This window comes from Nocardia donostiensis (assembly GCF_002081715.1).
In the GTDB taxonomy this organism is placed as follows: Bacteria; Actinomycetota; Actinomycetes; order Mycobacteriales; family Mycobacteriaceae; genus Nocardia; species Nocardia donostiensis.
Genome location: NZ_MUKP01000050.1, coordinates 1 through 12,382, shown reverse-complemented (window position 1 = coordinate 12,382; position 12,382 = coordinate 1). Strand labels below are relative to the sequence as shown.

Here is a 12,382-nt window from a genome sequence, read left to right as displayed (position 1 = left end):
TGGTCATGCTGGTAACGGGCTCGTACGAGCCCGGCCGCCGCTACGACGCCGACGTCAGCGCAGCCGCCATTTCCGCCCGCGGCGCCGGCTTGCCGGTGAACTGCTCCACCTGGCCGTAGGCCTGGTTCAACAACATGTCGAGCCCGCCCACCACGGTGTGCCCGGCCAGGGCAACAGCTTCGGCCAGTGGGGTCGGCCACGGGTTGTAGATGGCGTCGAGCACCACCGGCGCCGCGGCAACCGCGTCCGAGACCGACGCAGCCGCCTCCACCGGAACAGTGCTGACCACTGCGCCGGCCCGCCCGCATACCGCTGACAGCGCCGCCGGGTCGAAACCGATCACGGTCACGGCCATCCCGAGCCGTTCGGCGAGCTCGACCGCCCCGCGTGCACGTCCGGCATCGCGAGCTACCACGGTCACCGCACGGGCGCCGAGTTCGGATAGGGCCAGCAGCGCCGGGCGCGCGGTACCGCCCGCCCCGAGCACCACCGCTTCGGCGATCGAGCCCACACCCGCGCCGCGCAGCGCGCCGAGCACCCCGTCCACATCGGTGCAGTCGGCGCGCCAGCCGTCCGGTGTGCGCACCAGCGTGTTGGCCGAGCCGACCAGCACCGCACGCTCGGTGCGGGCACTCGCATAGGCCAGCGCGGCTTCCTTACCCGGCATCGTCACCGACAGCCCGACCCATTCCGGCCCGAGCCCGTCGACCAGCCCGGGCAGCTGCGCCGCCGTGCATTCGATCCGCTCGTATGTCCAGTCCAGGCCGAGGGCGCGATAGGCGGCAAGATGCAGCTGCGGGGAACGGGAATGCGTGATCGGGCTGCCGAGCACCGCCGCACGCCGCCCACCGGGTCGTTCAACGTCCACTGTCGAGAATCCCGCTCTCCATCGCACGGTCGATATTGCGCAGATGCTGGGAGTAACTGTCGGTGAACAGCGTGGTCCCCTTCTGGTCGATCGTCACGAAATACAGCCAGTCACCGGGCTCTGGGTTCTCCATGGCACTGAGCGCAGCCAGTGACGGCGCGGAGATCGGGGTCGCGGGCAGCCCGGCCATGGCGTAGGTGTTCCACGGGGTCTTTCGCGCGCGGTCGGCGTCGGTGGTCGCCACCTCTGTGGTGTCGAGGGTGTAGTTGACGGTGGAATCGAACTGCAGGGGCTGACCGATTTCCAGCCGGTTCACGATCACCCTGGCGACCTTGCCCATATCCTGCGGCAACGCTTCACGTTCGATGAGCGAAGCAGCGATGAGCGTTTCGTACGGGCTCAAGCCCGTGTTGCCGCTGGACTGCAGCAGACCGGTGGATTCGTAGCTGCGGGCGCTTTCACTCACCAGCTGCTTCAGGATCTGCTCCGCTGTGCCGGTCGGATCGAAGTTCCAGGTTCCCGCCGCGATCAGGCCCTCGAGCTGCCTGGCTCGGTCCGGTACCTGCCGCACCGCCTCCATCGCCCACTCCGGGACCCCGAGGGCGGCCAGGTCCATGCCCGCACCCGCAGCCTCCAGCTGCTCATAGGTGACACACCGGCCGTCCGCCGCGTCGCCGATGCAGCTGGCGGCGGCGATCTTGGTGTAGATGCCTTCCTTGCGGGCACCGGTATTGACGTCGTGCTGGTCGTGCAGTTGCCTGCCTTCGGACACCACCAGAGCGCCGACCCGCGATTCACCCGAAACGAGCGCGCTCACCGCGTCCGCCGCGGGGCTGTGGCTCGGAATCGCGTAGTAGCCGGGATGGACCGTGTTCATCGCCGAATTCTGCACCGCCGCTTCATAGAATGCCGCGGAGCTGGCGACGATGCCCTTGTCGTACATGGTTTCGGCGATCTGTGTTGCGGTGTCACCCGAACGCACCTGTACCACCACCAGCGGACCGGGCGGGCCCGCGAAATCCTCGGCCGGGGTGTAGCGATTCATGAACTTCATCCCGGCGTATCCGACGGCGACGACGAGCACCAGCGCCAGCGCTGCGCCGACGAGAATCAGGGTGCGGCGCTTCTTCTTCCGTTCAGCAGCCTTACGGGAAGCGATGCGGGAACGTTTGCCGCGCTGTCCCGCCGGCCGTTTCCCGCCGCGCTCACGTGCGGTGCGCGCCCTGGTGCGGGCGGGACGTTTCGTCGGCGCCTTCGCGGGCGGCTCGGTGTCGGCCTCGTCCAGCGGGTCCTCGTCGGTATAGACCGGAATGACCGTGGTGTCGTCGTCGTTGTAGCTGTCCCAGCCATCCCATTCGTCGTCGCGATCCCTGGCGGCCGGCGCGGAGGTCTGCGCTCTGCTCGCCCGCGCCCACGCCGCCTCGTCTCGGCGGTACTTCCGGTCGGCTTCTTGCCTGCGGAAGCGTTCCTCGGCCTGCGCCCACCGATCCGTCATTTATCGTCCCCGGACGACGCGGGACGCTCCGCTTCCTCGACCGACCTCAATACCGAACTCCGTTCGTCCAACCATCCCTGCAGGATCGACACGGCGGCCGCCTGATCGATCACCCGGCGTTGGCCGCGTGCGCGAACCCCACTGTCCCGCAATGCACGTGCAGCAGACACCGTAGTCAAACGTTCGTCGGAAAGCCGGATCGGCACCGGAGCCACCGCCTCCCGCAAACGTTCGGCGAACTCGATTGCCAGCGTAGCGGCAGTGCCCTTCTCCCCGCGTAAAGTACGCGGCAAGCCGACGATTATTTCCACGGCTTCGTATTCCCGCACAATCTCGGCAATCCGTGCGATATCGGTGCCCGCGCCGGCCGAGCGGGCTTTGCGCTGCGCCCGCGCGACGGTTTCCACCGGGGTGGCGAGGAGGCAGTCGGGGTCGCTCGCGGCGACCCCGATCCGGACGCTGCCGACGTCGATCGCGATCCGCCTGCCCCGCCCCGGGTCGGTGCCGGGATCGGGCCGATCGGCCGGATGGTTGCGCGCGGTGGCGTCCCCCATCATCCGGCCAGTTCGGCCACCCGGGCCCGGACCGCCGCCAGACCCGCCGGAATACCCGAAGGGTCGGAACCGGCACCCTGGGCCATTTCCGGTTTGCCACCGCCGCGGCCGGAGATGCTCGGACCGAAGGAACCGACGAGTTCACCGGCCTTGACACCGAGTTCCTGCGCGGGCTTGTTCACCGCGACCACGAACGGCACCTTGCCGTCGGTGTTGCCGAGCAGCACCACCACAGCGGGCTCGCTACCGAACCGGCCGCGGATATCGGTGGCCAAGGTGCGCAGATCACCGGCCGCGACCCCTTCCGGCGCGGCGGCAGCCACCAGCAACAGCGAGCCGACCCGCTCGGCCTGCTGGACGAACGTCGCCGCCGAAGAGAGCACTGCCGCGACCTTGGTGCGCTCGAGTTCCTTCTCGGCGACCTTCAACCGCTCCACCAACTGCTCGACCCGCGCAGGCACCTCGTCGGAGGGCACCTTCAGGGCCGAGGCGACACCGGCCAGCAGGGCGCGTTCCTTGGCCAGATACTTGTAGGAATCGAGGCCGACGAACGCCTCGACACGCCGCACCCCGGAGCCGACCGAGGACTCGCCGAGCAGGGTGATGGGGCCGATCTGCGACGAATGCTCCACATGGGTACCGCCGCACAATTCCATCGAGAACGGGCCGCCGATTTCCACCACTCGCACCCGGTCGCCGTAGTTTTCGCCGAACAGGGCCAGCGCACCCATCTCCTTGGCCTTGGGCAAGTCGGTGACGAAGGTGTTGACCGGGAAATCGGCGCCGACGCCGTCGTTGGACACGGACTCGATATCGGTCTTCTGGGATTCGGACAGCTGGCCTTGCCAGTTGAAGTCGAACCTCAGATAGCCGGGTTTGTTCAGCGAACCGGCCTGCACCGCGTTGGGCCCGAGCACCTGCCGCAGTGCGGCGTGAACCATATGGGTGCCCGAATGGCCCTGGGTGGCGCCGCGACGCCAGGCCGGGTCGACTTGTGCAAGGACAACGTCGCCCTCGGTGATCTGCCCCTGCTCGACCGTGGTCTTGTGCACCCACAGCTTCTTGGCGATCTTCTGCACGTCGTTGACCCGCAGCTTGAGCCCGGATGCGGTGATCGCACCGCGGTCGGCGATCTGGCCACCGGATTCGGCGTACAGCGGGCTGCGGTCGAGGATGACCTCGACGTCCTGGCCCGCAGTCGCAGCCGGAACACGTACCCCGTCGGCGATGAGCGCGAGTACCTTCGCGTCGGTGGCCAGCTCGTCGAACCCGGTGAACTCCGTCTGGCCACGGTCGACGAGTTCCTTGTACACCGACAGATCGGCGTGCGCGTGCTTGCGCGCCTGCGCGTCCTCCTTGGCGCGACGGCGCTGCTCGGCCATCAGCGAACGGAAACCTTCCTCATCCACCGTCAGCCCGGCCTCGGCGGCCATCTCCAAGGTGAGATCGATGGGGAACCCGTAGGTGTCGTGCAATGTGAAGGCGTCGGTCCCGGAGATGGTGCCGGTGCGGCCGGCCGGGGTGGCCGCCTTCACCGATTCGGCGGTTTCGTCGAACAGTTTGGACCCGGTGCTCAGCGTCTTACGGAACGCGGTCTCCTCGCCGACCGCGACCCGTTCGATCCGGGCGAAATCGGCGGCCAGTTCCGGGTACGCCGGCGACATCAGATCACGGACAACCTGCATGAGCTCGCTCATCACCGGCTGTTCGGCGCCGAGTAGCCGAGCCGAGCGCACGATCCGGCGCAGCAGGCGGCGCAGCACATAACCGCGGCCGTCGTTACCCGGATTCACCCCGTCGGCGATGAGCATGGCGGCGGTGCGCGCGTGGTCGGCGATCACCCGGAAACGCACGTCGTCGGCGTGCTCGACACCGTAGGAGCGGCCGGTCTGCTCCTCGGCCTTATCGATGATCGGGCGCAGCAGGTCGGTTTCGTAGACGTTGTCCACGCCCTGCAGCAGCAGCGCGATCCGTTCGATACCCATACCGGTGTCGATGTTCTTCTTGGGCAGTTCCCCGACCGGCGGATGGCCCAGTTTCGGGCTCAGCTCGCCGCGGATGTCCTGCATGAAAACCAGATTCCAGATCTCCAGGTACCGATCTTCATCGGCCACCGGCCCGCCGTCACGACCGTATTCGGGTCCCCGGTCGTAATAGATCTCCGAACAAGGGCCACCGGGGCCGGGCACACCCATATCCCAGTAGTTGTCCTTGCCGTCGCGGAACTGGATCCGCTCGTCGGGGATGCCCGCAACGCGGCGCCAGATCTCGGCGGCCTCCGGGTCGTCCTGATACGCGGTGACCCAGATCCGTTCGGGATCGAACCCGTACCCGCCCGCGTCCTGCGGGGTGGTGATCAGCTCCCAGGCGAAGCGGATCGCCCCCTCCTTGAAGTAGTCGCCGAAGGAGAAGTTGCCCGCCATCTGGAAGAAGGTGTTGTGCCGGGTGGTAACCCCCACCTCTTCGATATCGCCGGTGCGCACACATTTCTGCACACTGGTGGCGCGCGGGTACGGCGGGGTCTGCTGACCCAGGAAGTACGGCTTGAACTGCACCATGCCCGCGTTGACGAACAGCAGGTTGGGGTCGTCGAGAATCAGCGATGCGCTGGGCACCTCGGTATGCCCGGCACGAACGAAATGGTCCAGGAATCGCCGTCGGATCTCGTGGGTCTGCACAGATATCCAGCCTACCGGTGCGTCGCACCCGGTTTGCACCGGCCGGTATCTGGCCGGTGAGGCCCATCACCCGCCGCGGACGATACGGCGCAGTTTCGCCACCCGAGGCGCCACCGACCGCTCGTGACCGTGGTCGGTCGGGTGATAGTAGTCGACGCCGACCAGCTCGTCCGGCGGGTACTGCTGGGTGAGCACCCCGTCGGCGGTGTCGTGCGGGTACCGATAGCCCTGCGCGTTACCGAGCTGTGCCGCGCCCGCATAGTGGCCGTCGCGCAGATGCGGGGGCACCGCGCCCGCCTTACCCGCCGCGACATCGGCCATGGCCGCGCCGATTGCGGCGACCACCGCACCGGATTTGGGGGCGGTCGCCAGATGGATGGTGGCCTGAGCCAGCGCCAGCCGCGCCTCCGGCAGGCCGACCAGTTGCACGACCTGCGCAGCGGCCGTGGCTGTCTGCAGGGCCGTCGGGTCGGCCATACCGATGTCCTCACTGGCATGGATCATCAGCCTGCGGGCGACGAACCTCGGGTCCTCGCCCGCGCTGAGCATCCTGGCCAGGTAATGCAGCGCAGCATCCACATCGGAGCCGCGGATCGATTTGATGAACGCGCTGATCACGTCGTAGTGCTGATCACCGGCCCTGTCATAGCGGACAGCGGCCTTGTCGATGCTGGCTTCCACCAGGTCGACATCGACAGTGCCGTCCAGCGACGACTCCGCCGACGCCTCCAACGCCGTCAACGCCCGCCGCGCATCCCCACCCGCAATACGGACGATGTGTGCGAGCGCGGCATCGGTCACCGTGTACCGCCCATCCAGACCGCGCGGATCATCGATAGCCCGGCGCAACACCACCCGGATATCGGCCTCGGTCAGCGAACGCAACTGCAGCACCAGCGACCGCGAGAGCAGCGGCGACACCACCGAAAACGACGGGTTCTCCGTGGTCGCGCCGACAAGCAGCACAATACGGTTCTCCACCGCGGCGAGCAGAGCATCCTGCTGAGTTTTCGAAAAGCGGTGCACCTCGTCGATGAACAACACCGTCTGCTCCCCCGCCGTGAGCCTGCGACGAGCCACATCGATAACCGCACGCACCTCCTTCACCCCCGCCGACAGCGCCGACAGCGCCTCGAACCGACGCCCCGTGGCCTGCGACAGCAGCGAAGCCAGAGTGGTTTTCCCAGTGCCCGGCGGCCCATAGAGCAGCACGGATGCCGCACCCGCCCCCTCCACGAGGCGGCGCAGCGGCGACCCGGGACCGAGCAGATGTTGCTGCCCGACCACCTCGTCCAACGACACCGGACGCATCCGCACCGCCAGCGGAGCCGAAGCCCCGACCCCACGAAACACCGCATCCGCACCCGACGTGACCTGACCCGCGACCTCCCCACCGGGCACATCGAACAGTCCCTCGCTCATACCTGCGACCGTACTGTGTTGGATGGCCGCGCCTTCGGCGCGGCGGGTTCGTAAGACTCGCCCTGGACGGGGCTGGGTGAGCAGGTAAGGGACGTTGGAGTGAGACCGTCTCGGATTGTTGGTTCAAACTCCATCCGGTCGGTCCAGCACAAACCGCCCTCACGCCCCAGACAGTCTGGTCTCGTTCTTTCGCCTTCAGCCAGTCAGTGTGTGAGGCAGCGTCGATGCGGGACCGGTCTCGGCCGTCAGGTTGCATGCCCCCTCTCGCGCCGCTCCAAATCGCCCCAATCGCGCTCACCCAATCCGCCCAGTTGTGGGCCCGGCTCGGTTCCCGCCTTAGCAGCATCAAACCACCAACAGCCCCGCCCCCACTCCCCCAGCCCCGTCCGGTTTGCGGCCCGGCTCGCGTTTCCGCACCCGCAGCGCATGCGCCGAAGGCGCGAGTCGCGGGTGCGGAAACGCGAGCCACCAGGGGGCCGCAAACCCGCCGCGCCGGAGGCGCGGCCAAATCACACAGCCCAGCGTTCCTCTAGTTCGGCGGAGACGCGTTCGGCGAGGTCGCCGATGGCGTCGTTTCCGCTGCATCGGGCGTCTTCGGCGAGGGCGGCCCATCGGTTGATCAGGGCTTCCGATCGGGGAACCGACAGGCCGTGTTCGCGGGCGGCGGCGATTCGGGTGTGGTCTGCGGGGAGGAACCAGTAGGTGGTGAGCCATACCCAGATGAGCCGGGCTTCGAGGATTTTCTCGGCGAGCAGGGTGTCGTCAGCGAGGGCGGGCCAGACGCCGACGACTTCGGCGCGCCATGCTTCGACCATTTGTGCTGCGCGTTCGCGGGAGAGTTCGACGTCGCACAGGCAGCCAGGGAAGGAGACGAGGGCGTAGGCGATGTCGAGGGTGGCGTCGCGGAATCCGCCCCATTCGTAGTCGAGGATGCGGGCGCCTTCGTCGTTGAGGATGACGTTGTCGGGGCACAGGTCCGAGGGGCTGAAAGCGCGGAAGCGGCCGCCGGAGAAGAGGCGGGCGGCATGGGCGATGTGTTCGGCGACATCGTCGGTGATGTCGATGCCGAGTTCGCGGTGCAGCAGGCGGGGCACTTCGGTGACGGCGGCTTCGGCTTGCTGGGTGATGCCGTCGACGCGGTGTGCGACGTCGACTCGGCGCAGGAGTGCGACGAAGTCGGGTTCGCGGCCCACGGTGGCGGCGTGCATGCGGCCGAGTGCCTGCGCGAACGCCATCATGGCGTTTCTGGTGGCCGGTTCGGTCTTGGCCCGGAGCACGTTGGTGAGTTTGGTGTTCTCACCGAGGTCGCTGAGCACGAGCAGCCGTTCGGGCAGGCTGTGGGCGATGAGGTAGGCGCCTGGCCGCTGTTCCCGGCTGAGCGCGGTGGTGAACTGGTAGGACACCGCTTCGCGGAGAAAGGCGGAGTCGACGCTGGCGACGCCGGGCGTGATGGTCACGTTTTTCGGGCCCGGCGTGGCACCGCGTACCTGTTTGACGATCAGGGTGCGGGGTAGCGAGAACGCGTTCTCTGCAACTCGCACACGTAGGACGGTTGTCCTGCCACTGCCGCTGAGCTCGATGGGGTCGCTCAGCTTCACCGGAGCACCCATGCGCTTTGTGAGCAACTGTTGTGCTGCGGACACGACTTCGGTGGCGCGTTCGGCCAATAGTGCGGTCATCGTCTCCCAAGTTACTCGCTTTCGGTCTCTTCTTGTGAGCGGTTGAGCAACCTTTCCGCGTCGTCGGGCGTGTCCGGGTACCCTGCGCGCGCCGCGCCGCGTGCTTGACACGATTGCACCGGTCGGGTTTTCTCGACGTCAACTGCTGTGCGCCACACCGCAAACCAGCTGAGCCGAAAGGTCTGCCGCCGTGCCCGACACACCGCAATCCGCGCCGGACACAACTGGATCGGGCGGCCCGGGTGGGGCAGGCGATCCTTCCGGCGCGCTTTCGCATCCGGTTCAGCCGGATCTCGACAAATCTCGGCCGGGCGCAGCGGTGCCCGAATCCGGCGGTACCGCACGGGAACCAGCGGCACCGTCCGGTTATCCCGCCCCACCGCAACCCGCTTCGCAGGTGTACGACGCCGGCGCCGCACAGGCGCGGCACGAATCCCCGAGTGCTGCGGGGTATCCGCTGTTCGGCGGCCCTGGCGCGGCGCAACACGGCGGGCCGGTGCTACCACCACCTCCGGTGGGTGGTGGGCAACAACCGAGTTACGGCCCTCCCGGCACCGGTCCGGCACCGGAGCAGCGAATCTACGGGTATCAGGCGGCGGCCGGTGTTCCCGGTTCGCTCGATGTCGGGCATTCGCTGAGCTACGGGTGGGAGAAGTTCCGGCGCAATCCGGGTCCGTGGGTCGCGGTGACCTCGCTCGGGCTCGTCCTCTACCTGCTGTTCGTGCTGATCGTGCGGATTTTCGAACCGACGACGCTGGTGCCGCTGGTGCTGATCTTCCTGGTGGTGATGGCCGGCCTGTGGCTGTTGCAGGCCGCGCTGGTGCGTGGGGCGCTGTACGAAACAGACGGCTACCGCTCGGCTTTCGGCTCGTACTTTCATCTGCCGAATGTCGGCAACGTACTGTTGACCGCGCTGTTGGCGTTCTCGGCCACCTCACTGGCCTCGGCGCTGTGCCTGGTGCCCGGTATCGCCATCGGTATCGGTTGTGTGTTCTCCCTGCATTTCGTGGTGGATCAGGACGAGGGCCCGATTGAGGCGATCCGGTCGAGCGTGCTGTTGGTGCTGGCGAATATCTGGCCGGTGCTGCTGCTGGTCGGCTCGGTGATCGTGATGACGTTCCTGGGCGCGCTGCTGTGCGGTTTCGGTCTGCTGATCGCGGGGCCGGTTTCGGCGATCGCGGTGACCTATGCGTATCGCACGCTCACCGGTGGTCCGGTATCCGATGTCTGAGTTCGACCGGCAATAGGGCGACGAGTCCCGGGACCACCCGGGTAGCGGACTCGGGACTCGTCGTTGTTGTGGTCGCGATTACCGCGCAGACGGCTCGGCTTCGGCCGCCTTTCCCGCCTGTGCTTTCACGGCGCCGTCGACCTTGGGTTTGACGTCGATTCCGGCTTCCTTACGCTGCTGGGCGGTGATCGGGGCGGGCGCGTCGGTGAGCGGGTCGACACCGTTTCCGGTCTTGGGGAACGCGATGACCTCGCGGATGGAGTCCAGGCCCGCGAGCAGCGCGACGATCCGGTCCCAGCCGAAGGCGATACCACCGTGCGGCGGGGCGCCGAACGCGAAGGCATCCAGCAGGAAGCCGAACTTCTCCTGCGCCTCCTCATGGTTGATCCCCATCACCTGGAACACGCGTTCCTGCACGTCCTGGCGGTGGATACGGATACTGCCGCCGCCGATTTCGTTGCCGTTGCACACGATGTCGTAGGCGTAGGCCAGCGCCGAACCCGGGTCGGTATCGAAGGTGTCGATCGATTCCGGTTTGGGCGAGGTGAACGCGTGATGCACCGCGGTCCACGCCGAGTAGCCCAGGGCCACGTCACCGCTCGCGGTCGCCTCTTCGGCGGGCTCGAACAGGGGCGCGTCCACGATCCACACGAACGACCAGGCGTTCTCGTCGATCAGGCCGACCTTGCGCGCGATTTCCACCCGTGCCGCGCCGAGCAGCGCGCGCTGCGCCTTCACCGGCCCTGCGGCGAAGAACACGCAGTCGCCCGGCTGCGCCCCGACGTGTTCGACCAGGCCCGCCCGTTCGGCGTCGCTGAGGTTCTTGGCGACCGGGCCGCCGAGGGTCCCGTCCTCCCCCACCAGCACATACGCGAGCCCCTTGGCGCCGCGCTGTTTGGCCCATTCCTGCCAGGCGTCGAGCTGACGGCGCGGCTGGCTCGCCCCGCCCGGCATGACGACCGCACCCACGTAGGGCGCCTGGAATACCCGGAACGGGGTGTCGCGGAAGAACTCGGTGCATTCGGTGATCTCGACCCCGAAACGCAGGTCCGGTTTATCGCTGCCGAATCGGCGCATGGCCTCCGCGTAGGTCATATGCGGGATCGGGGTCGGGATCCGATAGCCGATCAGCTCCCACAGCGCCACCAGGATCTCTTCGGCCAGCCCGATCACATCCTCCTGGCGGACGAAACTCATTTCCAGGTCGAGCTGGGTGAACTCGGGCTGGCGGTCGGCGCGGAAGTCCTCGTCGCGGTAGCAGCGCGCGATCTGGAAGTAGCGTTCGATACCGCCCACCATCAGCAGCTGTTTGAACAGCTGGGGGCTCTGCGGCAGCGCGTAGAAACTGCCCGGCTGCAGGCGGGCGGGCACCAGGAAGTCGCGGGCGCCTTCCGGGGTGGAGCGGGTCAGGGTCGGCGTCTCCACCTCGACGAATTCGTGCTCGGCGAGCACGGCGCGGGCGGCGGCGTTCACTTTCGACCGCAGCCGGATGGTATGCGCGGGGCCTTCGCGGCGCAGATCCAGGTAGCGATACTTGAGCCTGGCCTCCTCACCGGGTTGTTCGTCGAGCTGGAACGGCAGCGGGGCGCTTTCGTTGAGCACCTCCAGTTCGGTGACGTTGACTTCGACGGCACCGGTGGGCAGCTCCGGGTTCTCGTTGCCCTCGGGACGCTGTTCGACCACGCCGACGATCCGCACGCAGTATTCGGCGCGGAGCCGATGCGCCTGCTCGGCCGCGTCGCCTTCGCGGAATACCACCTGCGCCACCCCGGACGCATCACGCAGATCGATGAAGATCACGCCACCGTGGTCACGCCGCCGGGCCACCCAGCCACAGAGGGTGACGGTCTGACCGGCCTGCTCGCTTCGCAGCGAGCCTGCCAAGTGGGTGCGCAGCACGGGATTCCTTTCGACGGATGTGGTACCGGAGGTCCTCCGGATGCGGTTGCCATCGTAATGAGACACGAAGCCAGGGTGGAAACCGATATCGCGGGAGACAGTGGGAAGCTGTACTGACACGTCACCGGACAAGGGATTCGCTATGACCTTCAACGAGGGTTTGCAGATCGATCCGAACCGCGCTTCTTCCGGCGGCGGACCGGGACCCGGCGGCAAAATGGTACTCGGCGGCGGCGCAGGCGGGCTCATCGTCCTGGTGCTGGCGCTGCTGGTCGGCGGTGATCCCGGCACTGTGCTCGGCCGGTTCACCGGGGCCCAGGACCAGCAGCAGACCCAGCCCGGGGTCGAGGGCACTCCCGAACGCTGCCGCACCGGCGCGGACGCCAACCGCTACCTGGACTGCCGGGTGGTGTTGACCGCGCAGAGCCTGGACGCCGTCTGGTCGGCGCAACTGCCGAAGCAGACCGGCGTGGCGTACGTGCCGCCGGATGTCCGGTTGTTCTCGGGTGCGGTGGCCACCGGATGCGGTAACGCCACCAGCGAAGTGGGCCCGTTC

General features: G+C 67.6%; 9 protein-coding genes. 2 read left to right on the top strand and 7 right to left on the bottom strand.

All coding sequences use genetic code 11. From position 1 onward, the window contains the following. Positions 1 to 40 precede the first annotated feature (40 nt). The 6 genes from B0T44_RS22895 to B0T44_RS22870 form a co-directional block, all read right to left on the bottom strand. Positions 41 to 868 (bottom strand): shikimate dehydrogenase, encoded by an 828-nt coding sequence (locus B0T44_RS22895; RefSeq protein WP_077115094.1) that lies wholly within the window; start codon positions 866 to 868, stop codon positions 41 to 43. Next, the gene (mltG, locus tag B0T44_RS22890) at positions 858 to 2,363 is read right to left on the bottom strand and encodes an endolytic transglycosylase MltG (RefSeq protein WP_077115095.1); all 1,506 of its coding nucleotides are present in this window, start codon (positions 2,361 to 2,363) and stop codon (positions 858 to 860) included. Before mltG ends, B0T44_RS22895 begins: the two co-directional genes overlap by 11 nt. Continuing rightward, positions 2,360 to 2,917: a Holliday junction resolvase RuvX gene (gene ruvX / locus B0T44_RS22885; protein ID WP_077115096.1), complete on the bottom strand. Its 558-nt coding sequence runs from the start codon at positions 2,915 to 2,917 to the stop codon at positions 2,360 to 2,362. Before ruvX ends, mltG begins: the two co-directional genes overlap by 4 nt. After that, a complete protein-coding gene (gene alaS, locus B0T44_RS22880) occupies positions 2,917 to 5,595 on the bottom strand; it encodes an alanine--tRNA ligase (RefSeq protein WP_077115097.1) in 2,679 nt (892 codons plus the stop codon). Before alaS ends, ruvX begins: the two co-directional genes overlap by 1 nt. 66 nt (positions 5,596 to 5,661) lie before the next feature. Then, positions 5,662 to 7,017 (bottom strand): replication-associated recombination protein A, encoded by a 1,356-nt coding sequence (locus B0T44_RS22875; RefSeq protein ID WP_077115098.1) that lies wholly within the window; start codon positions 7,015 to 7,017, stop codon positions 5,662 to 5,664. 509 nt (positions 7,018 to 7,526) lie between these two features. Beyond that, on the bottom strand, positions 7,527 to 8,696 hold the full coding sequence (locus B0T44_RS22870; RefSeq protein ID WP_077115099.1) for a phosphotransferase family protein: 1,170 nt from the start codon (positions 8,694 to 8,696) through the stop codon (positions 7,527 to 7,529). A 190-nt stretch (positions 8,697 to 8,886) separates the two neighbouring features. On the opposite strand from B0T44_RS22870, the gene B0T44_RS22865 reads away from it, so the two are divergent. After that, entirely contained in the window at positions 8,887 to 9,927 is a 1,041-nt protein-coding gene (locus tag B0T44_RS22865) for a DUF2189 domain-containing protein (protein WP_245839170.1), read from the top strand. A gap of 78 nt (positions 9,928 to 10,005) precedes the next feature. On the opposite strand, the gene aspS is transcribed toward B0T44_RS22865, so the two are convergent. Beyond that, on the bottom strand, positions 10,006 to 11,826 hold the full coding sequence (gene aspS / locus B0T44_RS22860; protein ID WP_077115185.1) for an aspartate--tRNA ligase: 1,821 nt from the start codon (positions 11,824 to 11,826) through the stop codon (positions 10,006 to 10,008). Between the two features lie 142 nt (positions 11,827 to 11,968). On the opposite strand from aspS, the gene B0T44_RS22855 reads away from it, so the two are divergent. After that, on the top strand, positions 11,969 to 12,382 hold a 414-nt coding region (locus B0T44_RS22855), incomplete at its 3' end, for a neutral zinc metallopeptidase (protein ID WP_176219233.1).